Source organism: Terriglobus sp. (assembly GCF_965201105.1).
Classification (GTDB): domain Bacteria; phylum Acidobacteriota; class Terriglobia; order Terriglobales; family Acidobacteriaceae; genus Terriglobus.
This window is the reverse complement of sequence record NZ_OZ241741.1, coordinates 3,926,301-3,942,987: the sequence shown is the minus strand read 5'-3', so window position 1 is coordinate 3,942,987 and position 16,687 is coordinate 3,926,301. Positions and strand designations below refer to the sequence as shown.

13 protein-coding genes are annotated in these 16,687 nt (G+C 64.4%); 3 read left to right on the top strand and 10 right to left on the bottom strand.

Going from position 1 to position 16,687, the window contains the following annotated elements; all coding sequences use genetic code 11:
- Positions 1-11: 11 nt before the first annotated feature.
- Both ACOFKT_RS17345 and ACOFKT_RS17340 read right to left on the bottom strand, forming a co-directional pair.
- Positions 12-1,697, bottom strand: a complete 1,686-nt coding sequence (locus tag ACOFKT_RS17345) for a coagulation factor 5/8 type domain-containing protein (protein WP_419805240.1) — start codon at positions 1,695-1,697, stop codon at positions 12-14.
- Positions 1,698-1,778: 81 nt separating this feature from the next.
- Positions 1,779-3,779: a beta-L-arabinofuranosidase domain-containing protein gene (locus ACOFKT_RS17340; protein ID WP_419805239.1), complete on the bottom strand. Its 2,001-nt coding sequence runs from the start codon at positions 3,777-3,779 to the stop codon at positions 1,779-1,781.
- Between the two features lie 232 nt (positions 3,780-4,011).
- On the opposite strand from ACOFKT_RS17340, the gene ACOFKT_RS17335 reads away from it, so the two are divergent.
- Together ACOFKT_RS17335 and nadC are read left to right on the top strand one after the other, a co-directional pair.
- Positions 4,012-5,463, top strand: a complete 1,452-nt coding sequence (locus tag ACOFKT_RS17335) for a quinolinate synthase NadA (protein WP_419805238.1) — start codon at positions 4,012-4,014, stop codon at positions 5,461-5,463.
- Between the two features lie 183 nt (positions 5,464-5,646).
- Complete coding sequence (gene nadC / locus ACOFKT_RS17330; protein ID WP_419805237.1) at positions 5,647-6,519, top strand: carboxylating nicotinate-nucleotide diphosphorylase; 873 nt, start codon at positions 5,647-5,649, stop codon at positions 6,517-6,519.
- Here the strand turns inward: nadC and ACOFKT_RS17325 are convergent.
- The 8 genes from ACOFKT_RS17325 to ACOFKT_RS17290 all read right to left on the bottom strand — a co-directional run bounded on the left by ACOFKT_RS17325 (position 6,516) and on the right by ACOFKT_RS17290 (position 13,452).
- Positions 6,516-8,330, bottom strand: coding sequence for a complex I subunit 5 family protein (locus ACOFKT_RS17325; RefSeq protein WP_419805236.1), 1,815 nt, complete (start codon positions 8,328-8,330; stop codon positions 6,516-6,518). The two genes, nadC and ACOFKT_RS17325, sit on opposite strands and share 4 nt — an antisense overlap.
- On the bottom strand, positions 8,327-8,683 hold the full coding sequence (locus ACOFKT_RS17320; protein WP_419805235.1) for a sodium:proton antiporter: 357 nt from the start codon (positions 8,681-8,683) through the stop codon (positions 8,327-8,329). Before ACOFKT_RS17320 ends, ACOFKT_RS17325 begins: the two co-directional genes overlap by 4 nt.
- Before the next feature lie 2 nt (positions 8,684-8,685).
- Positions 8,686-9,435: a hydrogen gas-evolving membrane-bound hydrogenase subunit E gene (gene mbhE, locus ACOFKT_RS17315; protein ID WP_419805234.1), complete on the bottom strand. Its 750-nt coding sequence runs from the start codon at positions 9,433-9,435 to the stop codon at positions 8,686-8,688.
- Positions 9,428-9,703 carry a DUF4040 domain-containing protein gene (locus ACOFKT_RS17310; RefSeq protein ID WP_419805233.1) on the bottom strand — a complete coding sequence of 92 codons (276 nt, stop codon included), beginning with the start codon at positions 9,701-9,703 and terminating at the stop codon, positions 9,428-9,430. Before ACOFKT_RS17310 ends, mbhE begins: the two co-directional genes overlap by 8 nt.
- Positions 9,700-10,056 carry a cation:proton antiporter gene (locus ACOFKT_RS17305; protein WP_419805232.1) on the bottom strand — a complete coding sequence of 119 codons (357 nt, stop codon included), beginning with the start codon at positions 10,054-10,056 and terminating at the stop codon, positions 9,700-9,702. Before ACOFKT_RS17305 ends, ACOFKT_RS17310 begins: the two co-directional genes overlap by 4 nt.
- Positions 10,053-10,304: a hypothetical protein gene (locus ACOFKT_RS17300; protein WP_419805231.1), complete on the bottom strand. Its 252-nt coding sequence runs from the start codon at positions 10,302-10,304 to the stop codon at positions 10,053-10,055. Before ACOFKT_RS17300 ends, ACOFKT_RS17305 begins: the two co-directional genes overlap by 4 nt.
- Positions 10,301-10,858: a hypothetical protein gene (locus ACOFKT_RS17295; protein WP_419805230.1), complete on the bottom strand. Its 558-nt coding sequence runs from the start codon at positions 10,856-10,858 to the stop codon at positions 10,301-10,303. The genes ACOFKT_RS17300 and ACOFKT_RS17295 overlap by 4 nt, the downstream gene beginning before the upstream one ends.
- Before the next feature lie 227 nt (positions 10,859-11,085).
- Complete coding sequence (locus tag ACOFKT_RS17290) at positions 11,086-13,452, bottom strand: phosphoketolase (protein WP_419805229.1); 2,367 nt, start codon at positions 13,450-13,452, stop codon at positions 11,086-11,088.
- Positions 13,453-13,597: 145 nt separating this feature from the next.
- On the opposite strand from ACOFKT_RS17290, the gene ACOFKT_RS17285 reads away from it, so the two are divergent.
- The gene (locus ACOFKT_RS17285; RefSeq protein WP_419805228.1) at positions 13,598-16,687 is read left to right on the top strand and encodes an FAD-binding and (Fe-S)-binding domain-containing protein; all 3,090 of its coding nucleotides are present in this window, start codon (positions 13,598-13,600) and stop codon (positions 16,685-16,687) included.

Here is a 16,687-nt window from a genome sequence, read left to right as displayed (position 1 = left end):
GAACTGATCAGCTACGGTGTTGGAAACTCCGCCACCTCTGGCGTTGTCCGTGGCTTCGTCTGCGTCGGTCCGCCCGCGTCGTCCACAACATTTTCGATCGCACCCAGGGTGTCCAGCGCGGTCGTCATCATGTGGTGCAGTTGCACCTCCGGCGAACGCGGGACCTCAATCGCGCGCGAAAGCACCACGTCCGGATGCCGGAAGACGCTGTACACGCCCAGCCCCCACGCCTGATGCGAGGCCGCGGTGACCTTGTACGACGCCCAGCCGTTTGCACCGTTCGGATCCGTCCACGCTGCCTGCGTCGGCGGGTCATACGGAATCTCGGATTGGTAGAAGTACGTGCGCCCGGCGTTGCCGCTCCACAGCACCTGGTACTGCTGGTGGTGTTCCACAAACAGCCCATACGCGGTCACGCGATCGCCACGCACAATCAACCCGTTGTCGCTGGTGTTGCTGGTCCAGCCGACGCCAGCGCCGTGGTCGGCGCGCCAGATCCAGATGTCGTCGATCAGCGTGTCGTCGCTGTTGACTACCAGGCACGCCTTCACCTTGCCAACTGCCGCGCCACCCACGCGAAAGAACACATCAAACAGCGCGATCGGGTCCGTTGCGTGCGACCGGTGCACGCCTGGCTTACCAATCTCCAGCAGCGCCGGCGACTCCTGCTCACCCGCGTCGAACAGAACGCCGGACACGCTCACGCCGTCTACGTCGTCCACCTGCACTGCTGCCGTGCCGTGCACCGGCTTCAGCGTGGCGAAGCCAAGCCCCATGATCACCGTGCGTGGCCGCGACACATGCAACGGCGCGTCCAGTTCATACGTTCCCGGTGTCAGCAGCAGATGCTTGCCACGCTGGAGCGCCGCGTTCATCGTTGCAGCCGAATCGCGCCCGGGTTGTGTCACGTAGAAGTCGCGCAGCGGAAGACTACGCCCGCTCGCCGCGTCGTCCGCCCAGCTCACTCCGCGCGTATCGTGTCGCAGCGCCGGCACGCGCACGCTCCACGCGACGCGCCCATCCCACTGCAGAAACGGCTTTTCCCGCAAGACCGGCACGGTCGTCACGCGCGTATACGGCGGCTTCGGCCACTCGCCCGCGGGCGGATGGTTTACCCCCACGAAGACCATGTTCCAGCTTGCGCCCGTCCAGCTGCGCCACTCCGCATTGCGCGAGATCCACTGCTGCTGCGACCCCGAATCGACGTTGCCATCCACGCGCGTGTCCGACATCCAGCCGCCGCTTGCCCACCCATGCTTCTGGTGCAGAACCATGTCGCCCAGCACGTGCATGCGCCGGAACGAGACGGCCTGCGACACCGCCCACTGCAGGGTGCCGTTCGTATCGCCGTGGGTGGGCGTGACGCTGAAGTTCTCCGCCGCGCGCCAGAACGTCGTCGTCGCGTTGTTGTTCTTGAGCGCCGCATCCGCGTGGACATCGCCAACGATGTGCGTGCTGTCCGGCATCCGCCCCAGCCCAAGCACCTCTGTGTAGAAGCCGACCGGCACGTTCACGTGATACTCGCCCGGCGCGAAGAGAAACGCGTAGCGCCCGTTGCCGAACTCCGCATGCTCCTGCCCGGCGTACACGCGATTAATCGCCGCCTGCGTCGCGCTGTCCTGCCCCGGCGTGAACACCAACACATTCGGCCCAAACGGCTGCTGCAGCACCTGCGCCTGCGTTATCGGAGCAGCCATGCACACCAACATGCCTAGGATGACCCGCCGCAGAACTTCGCGGCGGGTAGCACAACTCATCATGCGTCGTCTGTTCAATCTCTACCCCTTCAACGACGGAAACGCCGTCACCCGCAACCGTGCGCTGCCGTAGGGCAGCAAATCGATGGTCTGCAGCAAAGCCACACCCTTACCCGGCATGACCGGCGGCGGTGCCGCGACGCCATCCTCCGCTCGCCATCGATCCAGCAGCGTCGCGGGCGCATGCAGCGTCACAGTCTTGCTCTCAAGCGCGAACGGCACTGCCCCGATCTCGCCCTCGGTCACCGCAATCTCCGCCGCACTCTGCTCATTCACCGCCAGGGCATAATTCCAGCCCCGATCCGGAAACACCTGCCAGTGCGCCGTCATGCCGCGGTCGCGCAGCTTGACCCAGTGCTCGCCCGGGCTGTAGCCGAACACCAGCGGTCCACGCTCCACCGCGACCGACTGGTTGAACCAGCGGGATATGCGCGGCTGCATCGGCAACCGCAACTTCACGCGGTCGCCGCCCCGCCACTCACGATCGATCACGGCGAAACTACCAGCCTTCACCGCCCCCGCGAATGGCTTTCCATTCACCATGACCTGCGCCCCAGCCGCCCACTGCGGCACGCGCACGTGCAGCGGAAACCGCACCGGCCGTTCCGGCGCGACCGTCATCGTCACGCCTTCGCGGAAGGGATACTCCGTCTGTTCGTCCACGCGAACCTTCACACCCCGCACCGTCGTGTTCACGGTGCACGGCCCGTATGCGACCGCGGCAAGCCCATCCTGCGCCGAACGCATCCACAGGCTCGCCACAAACTTCGGCCAGCCCTGGTGATAGTTCGCGGTACAGCATCCAAAATTCGGCTCCAGCCCAAACAGGTTCGACTCCGGCCCGTTCGTCGCCCACGGCTTCGAGTTCAAGCTGCACTGCACCTGGTTCGGCTGCTGGTCGTACTGGTGCGCCCACATGTCCGCCGTGATCGTGCCGGGCAGGGCGTTGTACGCGATCTTCTCCAGCCGGTCCGCGATCGCCGCGTCGCCAAACATCGCCAGCGCGATCTCCAGCGAGAACATTGTCTCCACCACCGTGCACAGCTCCGATCCCTGGCTCGGGTTGCGCCCGGCCAGGTGCTCATCGCAGCTGAACATGCCGTTCGGCAGGCCGTGGTACTCATCCAGCGCGCCGATCTGCCGGTAAAAGCCCGCCCGGCTCGCCGCCGCATCGCCCATGCGCGCTTCCACCGCAGCCGTCTTCAGGCCCATGCCGTTGTTCACGCCATGGCTCTGGTACCCGTGCGCGTTGTTCGCGCCGCCCACTCCCTCCAGAATCGCTTTCTTATCGACCTTCTGCTTGAACGGAAAGTCCGCAAAGCTGCCGACCCAATCGAAGCCCTGCTGCTTCAGCAGAGCGACCATTTCCAGCAGCTTCGGATCGCCGGTCCGGCCATGCAACCACTGCACCACATACGCCTCGTCCTGCCAGCGGAACTTGCCCCAGTCGTGCAGCGGCTTTGCCGGCATCGCGGCAAGCTGGTAATGAAAGTACCGGGTCAGCAGCGGAAGCACGCGCGCATCCTCGGTCGCCTCAAAATGCTGCTGCAACACCTTGACCATGACCATGCGCGGCCACCAGTCGTCGTTGCTCTCCGGGCCGATCTGCCCATCTGCCCGCTGATGCGTCAACGTCCAGTCCACAAAGCGGGTCGCCAGCGTCTTCAGCCGCGCGTCGTCCAGCAGCACGGCCATCGGCAGCAGGCCATCCAGGTAGTACGGCCCGCGCTCCCAGCTCTCGCCCGCACCGCCCAGCCATCCACTGTTCGGGCCCACATCCGGCCAAAACTCATACAGGTGCCCCGTCATGCCGTCGGCTTGAATACGCAACTGCCGCTGCAACCACCCCGCGGGCCGCACCTCTCCCAGCGGCAGCGGCGTAAACGCCTGCGGGGCCAGCGCCGTGCTCACTGCTTTCGGGGTTGACGAAGCGCCCGCCAGCGGCGTCCGCTGCAACGCCGCGGCGGCCATCGACCCCGCACTCCACTGCAGCACCCGCCGACGCGTCGGTCCTGAACTCACTGCCCACCTCCTGCAGCGCTGTTGACGCAGCCCAGCCAGTCTAGAAGAGCCGGCAATCGAATGTATCGCTGCCGCCCATCGCGGCATTCAGCGCCGCCGCAAACGCGGGGACACCTCCGACTTCAACCCGTCGCATCCTCGACCCGATTACACTCATCTGTAACGTAGTTTTGCGCCCGCGATGCACTTCCACGGTGGAAGGCGTCAGCCTCCGGCGCTTCAGGAGTGGCCCGTGCCCATCCAAAACGAGACCTCACCTCTCGTCGTTTTGAACCTTCCCGATCCGGCCCCCGCCACCGGCCCAATCCAAACCTGTTCCGCCGGCCTTGCCGACGGTCCCTGGCTGCACGATGCCGAGCCTGGCTATGGTCCCGGAGCCTCCATCGCCGACCCGCTGCCCGCCGCCGCGCCGCGCCAGGGTCTGATTCCGCTCGAATACCGCCGTGCCTCGCCCGCCGAGCTCGACCTCCGCATCCGCGCCGCCCGCCACGCCCTCGGCGACCGCGTCGTCCTGCTCGGCCACTTCTACCAGCGCGACGAGATCGTGCAGTACGCCGACTTTGTGGGTGACAGCTTCCAGCTCGCTCAGGCTGCCCGGACCAAACCCAACGCCGAAGCGATCGTCTTCTGCGGCGTGCACTTCATGGCCGAAACCGCAGACATCCTCGCCCGCCCCGAGCAGGCCGTCATCCTGCCCAACCTCGCCGCCGGCTGCTCCATGGCCGACATGGCCGATATCGACACGGTGCAGGACTGCTGGGAAGAACTGACCGCCCTTTACGGCGACCGCAACACTGCGGCAGCGGCAAACAGTGCTACAGCAATCACAACGAACGACCCTTCCACCGACTTGTCATTTCTACCGAAGGACGCACCGCTTCACCGTGCGTCCGCAGCGGAGAAACCCGCATCTTCTTCGGACCCGGCAGACGTGTCGAACATAAGCCGCGTCCCCGTCCTCCCCGTCACCTACATGAACTCCGCCGCCAACCTCAAGGCATTCTGCGGCGAAAACGGTGGCGTGGTCTGCACCTCGTCGAACGCCGACCGCGTTCTCCGCTGGGCCTTCGAACGCGGCGAGCGCGTCCTGTTCTTCCCCGACCAGCACCTAGGCCGCAACACCGGGGTCGCCATGGGCATACCGCTCGACGAGATGGTCGTGTGGCACCCCGACCAGCCGCTTGGCGGCAACACGCCCGAGCAGCTTCAGCGCGCGAAGATCATCCTGTGGCACGGCTTCTGCTCGGTGCACAAGCGATTTACGGTCGACCAGATCGGCATGGCACGCCAGCGTCATCCCGGAGTCCGCGTCATCGTGCACCCCGAATGCACCATGGAAGTCGTGAACGCCGCCGACGAGGCCGGCTCCACTGACTACATCCGCAAAGCCGTGCAGGCCGCGACCGAGCCCACCACCTTCGCCATCGGCACAGAGATCAACCTCGTCCAGCGCCTCGCGAAGGAGCATCCGCAGCACACCATCTTCTGCCTCGACTCCATCGTCTGCCCCTGCTCGACCATGTACCGCATCCACCCAAGTTATCTCGCCTGGGTGCTCGAAAGTCTGGAGCGCGGCGAAGTCCTGAACCGGATTACCGTTCCCGAACAGATTGCCGCACCTGCACGCATCGCCCTCGAACGCATGCTCGCGCTCGCGCCGCAATCACAGGCCACAGGACGATGATCCAAATCGTGGCTTCCGGAAAGGAACAGCCACGGCTTCGGAAGGGCACAGCTTTAGCTGTGCCGTCCACGGCAGCTCACGCTCTGGGCTTTAGCCCCCTGAGGGCAGCGGCTTCAACAGCCGAGATAGCACATCCCACACTCGAACGCCGCGGCTGAAGCCGCCGAGGTAGATCTACCGGCCATGCCCGAACATCTCCAACGTCCCTCCGCCTCCCACATCGAGCGCCTCGTCCGCATGGCGCTCGATGAGGACGCACCCTGGGGCGACCTGACCACCCAATCCCTCGTCCCCTCCGAAGCCCAAGCCACCGCCCACCTGCGCGCGCGTGAAACCGGCGTCCTCTGCGGCGAGGACCTCTTCCGCTTTGCGATGCAGAGCTTCGGGAACGTCGCCGTCGAGTTCACCCTCCACGACGGCGACCGCTTCGCCGCGGGCGACACCCTCGCCACCGCCACCGGTCCTGCCCGCTCCATTCTGCAAGCAGAGCGCGTCGCGCTGAACTTCACGCAACGCCTGTCCGCCATCGCAACTCAAACCGCCCTCTACGTTGCCGCCACCGAAGGCACCTCCGCCCGCATCGTCGACACCCGCAAGACCACGCCCGGTTTGCGAATCCTGGAACGCTACGCCGTGCGTTGCGGTGGCGGTGGCAACCATCGCTTCTCGCTCTCAGACGCCGTCCTGGTCAAGGACAACCACCTTGCTGCCATCACGGAAAACGGCGCAGACAACATCACGGAAGCCTTGCGCGCCATGAAGACCCGCCTGCCGCACACGACCCACATCGAAGTCGAGGTGGACCGCCTCGATCAGATTGAGCCCGTGCTCGCCGCCGGCATCGACACCGTCCTGCTCGACAACTTCTCTCTGGAAGACCTACGCGCCGGCGTGCAACAGATCGCCGGCCGTGCCTTGGTTGAGGCCAGCGGCAATGCCCGCCTCGACCGCATCGCCGCCATCGCCGCAACCGGCGTCGACCTGATCAGTGTCGGCGCGCTCACGCATAGCGTCCGCGCTCTTGACCTCGGTCTTGACTTTGCCGTGCAAAGTTAGCGGCGCAGCAGGAGCAGAGCCAGTGAGCCGAACAGTGCCACGCCGCTGGTGAGCCAGAAGACGTAATCCCCGGGGTGACCGCTCTGCCAATTGCGCAGCAAGGGAACGCCATGCTCCAGCCGCGCGCCAAGGCGCAGCGAACGTGGAATCCGACGGCGGAACACCGACGAAAATGCCAGCAAAAGCGCGAGCGCCGCAGCCAGCGAGCCGTGCAGCGCGGCTTCGCCCAAGTGCCCGTGATCGTGGATCGCTTCGCCCGTGCCCGCCGCGCCGGTGTAAACCGTATGCAGAAACGCGGGCTGCGCGGCCATTTGCGATGCCGCGTGTTCAAGCGCGGGACGCCAACCAGACCAGACGCTCAATGCGGCAGCAACGGCCAGGCAGGCGGCCGGCGCGGCAAGGTGGTACCAGGTCACGTTCGCATCGATCTCCTCCGGAAGCTCGCCCACCTCCGCGGCCTCGTCAGTCACCGGTTCCGAGCCCCAGCCCAGAAACACGTGCATGCCCACACGAAACACCGCAGCCGCCGTGAGCGTGCCGCCCAGAATAAACAACAGCGAAACACCATGCAGGGCACGCTCTTCCGCGGCGGTTGAGGCCGCTGCTTCGCCCACAAAGGTGAGCAGGCCCGGCGCGGCGGCAAGGCCAAGGCCGCCGGCGAACCACAACGCCGCCGCGATCGGCAGTCCCTTGCCGCAGCCGAAAAGCGCCCGCTCACCAATGGCGCGGCCCTTGCGCAGCAGGATGCCAGTGCCAAAAAAGAGGCTGGCCTTCACCAGTGCGTGTCCAAGCAGGTAAGCCAGGAACGCAGTCAGCGCAAGCGGCCCGCCCACGGCGAAGGCAAGCAGCATCAGGCCCGCGTGCGAAATGGTGGAAAAGGCCAGCATGCGCTTCAGGTGGTGTTCGCCGTAGCACATGACGCCGCCCACCACGACCGTGGCCGCCGCAAAGCCGGCCAGCAGAAGCTGCACCGCGTGAGCATGCGGCGCCAGCGACCCGGCGAACAGAACAATATGAAGCCGAGCAACGGCGTACAGGCCAAGCTCGACCATGATGCCCGAAAACAGCACGCAGACCGGAGTCGGCGCGACGGCATGGGCGTCCGGCAGCCACAGGTGGAACGGGACAATGGCCGCCTTGGTCAGAAAGCCGCAGGTCAGCAGCGTGAATGCAAACAGCACCAGCGGGTCGTGCCGCGTACCGAGCGCCAGCCCGATCTGTGCCATGTTGAGCGCGCCGGTCACGGCATAGAGCATCGCGATGCCCGTAAGCACCAGGAACGCCGCGACCGTATTGGTTACCGCAAAGTTGAACGAACCCTGCAGCGGTGCGGGTTCGGCCGTCTTCAAACCGCACAGGGCGAAAGCGGCCGTGCTCATCAGCTCGAAAAACACGAACAGATTGAACAGGTCCGCGGTAAGCGAGAAGCCGCACATGGCCGCAAGAAAGATGAGCAGCAACGGCTGCATGTGATTCGAACCCGAATCGATGCTGCGCCACGAATAGATGAGCGCAAGCAGCGTCAGAAATGCTGCCAGCGTCGCCAGGCCGGCGCCGACCGGCTCAGCCACCAGTGCAATGCCAAGCGCCACGGAGCCACGTGGATGCCAGTTGCCCAGCCAGTACGTGAGCGGGCCGCGCAGCACCAGGCGCAGCAGCAGCACGCACGCCAGCAGCGTGCCCGACGCGAAGGTAATCCCCAGAACATCGGCCAAGAGACGCGGCAGCCACTTGCGCGTGGCCGCCATCACGGCAGCACCCACCAGCGGCAGCGCGACAGGCAGTGCCGGCAGAGCATTCATTGCGCTCATCCGCGTACCGTGCGCAGATCGCTGGGCGAAACGGATCCAGACCGCTCATGCGCCTTCACAACCATGGCCAGCAGCAGCGCAACCACGACCGCCTCCACCACCACATCTGTCAGCATGAGCGCCTGCACCACGGGATCCACCGTAAGCGTGTGCGGATCGATGTCGGCGAACACAGGCGCTGTGCCACCCACGCGGAACCCGATGCCCAGCAACAGCACATAGGTTGAGCTTTGCAGAATGGCGAGGCACACCACCGCATGCACCAGATGGCGACTGGTCACGATGCCCCAAAGGCCGCAGCAGAAAAGCCATGCGGCAACCAGGTACGGCCACGCGTGAAGAAGATGCGGCATGCCTACGCCTCCGGCGCCTGGCCCGTGATGATCTCTTCCAGGTAGGCGCAGGTGACAACCAGGAAAGAGCACGTGACCTCGACCCCAACCGACACGCTGATGAGCGCGATGGTGCCGGAGGAAAAAACATCGCCCGTAACGCCGAGCGGCAGAACGTTCGTCAGCAACGGCGCGCCCATGACCAGGGGCGCAAGGCCGATCACGGCATAGCCGCCCGCTCCAATGGCCTCGATGACCTCTGACACCGGGTGCGAAGTGATACGCCGAAGAGCCTTCGTATTCTCGCTCAGATAAATGAGCAACGGCGCCGTGGCCAGGATCACGCCAGCCTGGAAACCGCCACCTGGCGTGAGCTGGCCGTGCAGGCCGATATACATGCCAAAAATCACCGTGAGCAGGACCGCGGGAAATGTGGTCAGGCGGACAGCGGCGCTGAGGCGTGGCGCGTCGACGACTTTGCCCACCGGCTTCACGGGCGTCCCCTCCTCACGGCGCAGCAGCATGGTCACGCCAAGCACGGCGGTAAACAGGATGAACTCCTCGCCCAGGGTGTCAAAGGCGCGGTAGTCGTAGTTGATTGCGTTGACGACGTCGGTGGCGTGGCGTTCGTACACGGCCAGGTGCGCGATCGCGTCGCCATAGGGGCCGCGATACTCGCCCCACGCGGGCATGTTCAAGCTGCTGAAGGCATAGAGCCCGCCAAAAATCAGCAGCGGCAGAAAGACCCAGCGCGCGCGTGTGCGGTCAGTCATGCCCGTCTCCCTGCTTCTGAGCTTCCGTGGCCAGCTTGCGGATCTTCATCCGAGAGATCGCAAGCATGATCATGAGCGGCAACGCGACGGCCCCGACCACGATTTGCGAGAGCGCAACGTCAGGTGCCTGAAAGAAGAAAAACGTAAGCGCCATGACAAGCCCGAAGAAGCCCAGCGAGACCACCTGCTCCGTCACATCGCGGGTGCGCACCACACCCAATCCAGCAACGGCAACCAGCAACAGCAGCGCAGCTCCGAACCAGTTCATTTGCCGGGCTCCTCTTCCACACCGGCGCGCACCCATTCAAAGGAATCGCCGTTGCGCGGTTCCCAGTGGCCTAGCTGGCGAGCCCGGAACGCACGCGCACTGGCGTGCATGCCGACCGAGTTCAACGTGATCATCACGATGGCGATCAGCACGGTTTTCCACGCCGTAATCCCATTCCCTGTCGCGATGAAAACGGCAGCGGTCAGCGCGACCGCTCCGGCCGTAGCGGGAAGGGTGATGAAGTGCAGAGACTGCGTCGCATCGCGCATGCGCCACGTGCCCAGAACCCCCAGCCAGCACGAGAGCACAACAATGCCAAGCAGTACGGCTTGCGCAAGGGTCCACGCCGTCACAGGTGCCGCCCCAGAAAGCGCACAAAGACAAACGTGCCGCCGCACGACATGACCATCAGCGCGAGCGGCAGGTCAATGAACGGCAGACGATGCCGGCCCACCGTGAACAGCACCATGGCAAAGATGACGAGAAACGCCGTCATCTCCATACCGGCCAGGCGGCGCTCCACCGGCCCGCGCAGGCACATGTCCGCGCACGGCAGCAGCGCCGCGCTGACCGCCACGCCGGCGCACATCCACAGGTTCATCGCGCTTGCTCCGGCGCTTCAGATCGTGCGGCGGAATCGCCGGCGGCGCCTTCTCTTGAACCGACCTCGGCACCCAGATTCTTTGTCATGCGCGGTACCGCGCTGCGCTGAATCTGGTGAAAGAGCATGCGGCTCTGGCGGTAGTCGATCCCGATCACAATGAAGTTGGGCGCGACGCTGGTGTACGCCGTGGCCAGCGCACGCCGCGTGACCAGGTGTGGGTCGGCCTTTGCTGTGTGAAAGCCGCAAACCCGAAAAATCGATTCGGCGCGCTGCCCGGCAAGGTCCTTCAACAGCGCAAGTGTGATCTCGCTGATACCGGTGATCACGTACCACGGTGCGCGCCACAGCGCCAGCGCGTCGTTCCATCGTAGATCAATGCCCTGCAGTTCATGGCGATACACAATCGTCAGAAACACCATGGTGCCTGCAACACTGGCGGCACCCGCGATCGACTCGTGGGGCTTAAACGATCCCGTGAAGAGCAGCCACAACGCCGTGACAAGCACCAGCGCAGCCGCAAACACAAGCGGCCCGCGAGTGCCACGATCCAAGCGGCTGCGTTTTGCATTCCCCACGATGCAGAAGAGACGTAGGCAGCGCGTTTCGAGATGCACCGCCGTACCCTGCCCGGTTGCGACATGGCCTTGCCATGTGCATCAACAGCGGTGCGCAATGCCATCTCACCCAGCGAAATTACACTTGTGCGAAATTCCTGGTGACCGCTTCAACATGCGCGATCAATCAAGCATTGCGACCGACCGCGCCTGCCGGTTGCCGCCTACGCACTCAGCTTCCACTCGCGTATTTCTGACTGATCGATCCCGTTCTCCCGCACAAACTCTCGATGTTGTTCAAGCTTCTCATCCAGCCAGACGTTCAATTCCTTCGCGCCCTTGCGGTTCGCACCCGCTATGCGGATCGCGCTCTGCACCAGCGAAAAGCGGTCCAGATGGTTGAGCACCGTCATGTCAAACGGTGTCGTGGCCGCACCCTCCTCCATGTAACCGCGCACATGAAACGTGCCTCGATTCGGCCGCTCGCTGGTTAGTTGGTGAACCAGCGCGGGATAGCCGTGAAAAGCAAACAGCACGGGTTTGTCCTCTGTGAAGATGCGCAGAAACTCGTCGTCACTCAAACCGTGCGGATGCGCACTGGAAAGCGTCATCAGGTCAACCACGTTGACGAAGCGAACCTTCAACTCCGGCATCCGTTCGCGCAAGATCTGCGCCGCCGCGATCGCCTCCACCGTGGGAACATCGCCCGCCGCGGCAATCACCACGTCCGGCGTCTCATCGGCACGCGTGTTACCGGCCCACGGCCAAATGCCCACCCCCGCCTCACAGTGTTTGGCAGCTTCTTCCATGGTCAGCCACTGCAGCGTCTCCTGCTTGCCGGCGACGATCACATTGATGTAGTTGCGGCTGCGCAGGCAGTGGTCCAGCACGCTCAGCAGGCAGTTCGCGTCCGGCGGCAAGTAGATGCGCGCGATGCCGGGCTTCTTGTTCGCAACCAGGTCCAGAAAGCCGGGACTCTGGTGCGTGAAGCCGTTGTGATCCTGCTGCCACACGTGCGACGTGAGCAGGTAATTGAGCGAGCCGATCGGCTTGCGCCACTCAATCTCATTCGCCAGCTTCAGCCACTTCGCGTGCTGGTTCACCATGGAATCCACAATGTTGATGAACGCCTCATAACTGTTGAACAGGCCGTGGCGTCCCGTCAGCAGGTAGCCCTCCAGCCAGCCCTCCAGCAGGTGCTCGCTCAACACCTCCATCACGCGGCCGCCGCTCTTTAGCGCCATGTCGGTGCGCAGCTGCTCTTCTTCCCACTCGCGCCCGGTCACCTCAAGCGTCGCGTCCAGCTTGTTTGAGATGAGTTCGTCAGGCACAACCAGGCGAAAATTGTCCGGGTTGCGCTCGATGATGTCGCGGAGGAAATCGCCGGCGATCTTGGCGGGAATCGCTTTGACCGTACCGGGCGCTGGCACATCGACCGCATAGTCACGGAAGGCGGGCATCTCCAGATCGCGCAGCAGCTCGCCACCATTTGCATGCGGATTCATGCCCATGCGACGGTTCCCATCGGGAGCGGTGGCCATCAGCTCCGGGCAGAGACGGCCTTGTTCATCGAACAACTCTTCCGGCTTATAGCTGCGCAGCCAAGCGTCCAGTGCCTTCAGGTGCTCCGGGTTAGTCTGGGGCTTGTCGATCGGGACCTGGTGCGAACGCCACGTGTTCTCCACCGGTTTGCCGTCGATGGTTGCGGGGCCGGTCCAGCCCTTGGGCGTGCGCAGCACAAGCATCGGCCACTTCGCATCCACCACCTTCTTGCCGCCGCGCGCTTCCTGCTGGATCGCGCGAATTTCCCCCAGCATGCGCTCCAGCACCTCCGCCATGCGCGGATGCATCTCCGCCGGGTCGGAGCCTGAAAGAAAGTGCGGCCGGTATCCCAGACCCACAAAGTACTGCTCGAGCTCCGCTTCCGGAATGCGCGCAAGCACCGTTGGATTGCCGATCTTGTACCCGTTCAGGTGCAGAATGGGCAGCACCGCGCCATCCCGCGCAGGATCGAGAAACCGGTGGCTTTGCCAGCTGCCGGCGCACGGCCCAGTCTCGGCCTCGCCGTCACCCACCACGCAGGCTACGATCAGGTCCGGATTGTCGAAGACCGCGCCGGTCGCGTGCAGCAGTGAATACCCCAGCTCGCCGCCGAAGTGGATCGCGCCCGGCGTCGACACGTCCACGTGGCTGGAAAAGCCATAGGGCCAGCTGAACTGCTTCATCAGCCGGCCAAGGCCCTCGCCATCCTGCGTGATCTCTGGGTGGCGCGCGGTGAATGAGCCTTCCATCCACGTTTGCGCCAGCACCGCCGCTCCGCCGTGGCCTGGACCGGCGATAAACATCATGTCCAGGCCGTGCCGGCGAATAAGCCGATTCAGGTGCGTCCAGACAAAGTTCAGCCCGGGCGTGGTGCCCCAATGTCCGAGCAGCCGCGGCTTGATGTTCTCCGGCGTGAACGGTTCGCGCAGCAGCGGGTTGCTCTTCAGAAAGATCTGTGCCGCGCCAATGTAATTCGCGGCACGCCACCATGCATTGAGCAGGCGAAGGTCTTCGCCGGAGAGAACAGGCGTAACTGAATCGAGCGGCATCGTGCGTGCTCCTTGTGCGCGTTCGGGTACAGAGGCGTTAGACGTCGTTGCTGCCACAAGCCGCTGTACAGCAACGGGGCTGCTGGCGCGCGCCATCTCAGCATGGACGCGGCATGCAACGCTCGGCTGCTGCAAGAGGGATCCCATGCCACCTGCGCCCGCTGTTGTTTCATCCTCGCTTGCCGAGGAAATCGCCGGCGCGCTGCAGTCCGCCACGGGTGCCGAGGTGCGCTTCGATGACGCGTCACGCGCGCTGTATGCGTCGGACCTGAGCCACTATCGCCAGGTGCCCGTGGGGGTGGTCGTACCCAGGACGGTTGAAGATGTGATCGCCACGGTGGAAGTCTGCCGCCACTACGCTGTGCCCATCCTGGGGCGCGGCGCCGGCACCAGCCTTGCCGGGCAGACGTGCAATGTGGCGGTGGTGCTGGACTTCTCAAAATACCTGAACCGCCTCCAGGAGCTGAACCCGAAGCAGCGTTATGCGTGGGTCGAACCGGGGCTGATCAACGACCAGTTGCGCTCCGCCGCGGAAAAACACGGCCTGACCTTTGCACCCGACCCGGCGACACACGAGTACTGCACCATCGGCGGCATGATCGGCAACAACTCGTGCGGACCGCACTCCGTGCTGGACGGCAAAACAAGCGAAAACATCGAAGAGCTCGACATCCTGCTGTATGACGGCACGCGCATGACCGTGGGCGCGACCACCGAGAAAGAGTTGAAGCAGATCATTGCCGAGGGTGGCCGGCGTGGCCAGATCTACGCAGCGTTGCGCGACCTGCGCGACGCCTACGCAAAGGAGATTCAATCGGAGTTTCCGAACATCCCGCGCCGCGTCTCGGGCTACAACCTGGATTACCTCCTGCCGGAGAACGGCTTCCACGTGGCGCGTGCACTCGTCGGCACCGAAAGCACATGCGCCATGGTCTTGCGCGCGAAAACAAAGCTGATCCATAGCCCGCAGCACCGCGTCCTTCTGCTGCTTGCCTATCCCAGCATCTTTGACGCGGGTGACGCGTCACCGCGCCTGAGCGAGCTGGGACCCATCGCGATCGAGGGCTTTCAAAAGCGCGTTATCGACAACGAACACCTGAAGGGCAAAGAACTGCCCGGCATGAAATTCTTTGACAAGGGCGACGCCTGGCTGCTGGTCGAGTTCGGCGCCGACAGCAAGGATGAAGCGCTCGCCATGGGACACAAGGCGCTGCGCTGGGCCGAGCGCCACGACCACAAACAGGTCAAGGCGCAACTGCTGGAAGACGAGCACGACCAGAAGAGCGCGATGGAGGTGCGCGAGCTTGGCCTGGGCGCCACGCGCGTGCCCGGTGTCACGCCCGACACCTACACCGGGTGGGAGGACGCGGCGGTTCCACCGGAAAAACTCGGTTCGTATCTGCGCGACTTCTACGCGCTCTGTGATCGCTACGGCTACTTCGTCGTGCTCTACGGCCACTTCGGCCAGGGCTGCATGCACGCGCGCATGAACTTCGGCATGCGCACCGAAGAAGGCGTTGCAAAGTACCGCAGCTTTGTCACGGATGCCGCAAAGCTCGTCGTGAGCTACGGCGGTTCACTTTCCGGCGAACACGGCGACGGCCAGGCGCGCGCGGAGCTGCTGCCCATCATGTTCGGTCCGCGGCTTATCGAGGCCTTCGCCAAGTTCAAACGCATCTGGGACCCGGCGGGCAAGATGAATCCGGGCAAGGTCGTTGACCCGTACCCGCTGGACAGTAACCTGCGTACCGGGCCGGACTACAAGCCGCTCGCGCTGCCCACCATCTTCCAGTTCCCCGACGACCACGGCAGCATGGCCGAAGCCACGGAGCGCTGCTTCGGCGTGGGCAAGTGCCGCAAGCTGGACGGCGGCACCATGTGCCCCAGCTTTCATGTCACGCGCGAAGAGAAGCACTCCACGCGAGGCCGCGCGCGGCTTCTGTTTGAGATGCTGCGTGGCGAGACCATCCCCGCTGGATGGAAAGACGAAGGCATCAAGGACGCGCTCGACCTTTGCCTGGCCTGCAAGGGATGCAAGGGCGACTGCCCGGTCTCCGTCGATCTGGCGACCTACAAATCGGAGTTCCTGGCGCACTACTACGAGGGCCGTATGCGCCCCGCCGCTGCCTACAGCATGGGCTACATCGACCGCTTTGCCGCCGTCGGGTCACGCATGCCGAAGCTGGCAAACATCGCCATGCGCACACCGGGGCTGAGCGCCATCACGAAGCGGGTGGCTGGCGTGACGCAGCACCGGCAGATGCCGGCCTTCCCGGAACAAAGCTTTAAGCACTGGCTTGCCTCGCACCCGCCGCGCACCGCGAAAACGGTCAAAGGCGATGTCATCCTGTGGGCCGACACCTTCAATAACTACTTCATGCCGCACACCACACAGGCCGCGCTCGCCGTGCTTCAGGACGCAGGCTACCGCGTGCGTGTGCCCATGCAGCACCTGTGCTGCGGCCGTCCGCTGTACGACTTCGGCATGCTGGACCAGGCAAAACAATACCTGCGCAATGTAATGGCCGCGCTGGCCGAAGACATCGCACGCGGCACGCCGATCGTGTGCCTGGAGCCAAGCTGCGCCTCCGTCTTTCGCGATGAACTGCGCAACCTTTTCCCGAACGAAGAGGCAGCACGGAAGCTCTCAAAATCGGTCGTGCTGCTGCCCGACCTGCTGGTGCGTTCCGGCTACGCTCCTGCGAAGCTGCTGGTCAGCGCAGGCAAGAACAAGCAGCCGCCGAAAGCGCTCGTCCACGGGCACTGCCACCACAAGGCGCTGTGGAGCATGAACCCGGAAGAGAAGCTGGTGAGCAACGCGGGCCTGCAAGCCGAGGTGCTGGACTCAGGCTGCTGCGGCCTGGCCGGCTCCTTCGGGTATGAGCGCGAGCACTATGACGTGTCCATGCAAATCGGCGAAAGCGTCCTGTTGCCGAAGATACGCTCGGCCGAGCGCTCGACCGTGATCGTCGCCGATGGCTTTAGTTGCCGCCAGCAGATCGCGCACGGAACCCGGCGCAAGGCCATGCACACGGCCGAGGTGTTGCACATGGCGCTGCAATCTCAAGAGCAGCCCGTCCAGCGAAGCAACAAGGCTTATGCGGAAACAGGTCACGTGCAACCGGAGCCGAAGCTGCCCTGGCTGCCCCTGCTGATCGGCGCCACCCTTGCAGGTGGCGCCACGTATCTGCTGAAGCAAACGATCGCGCGCTCACACAAGAGCGCAACGAACTAA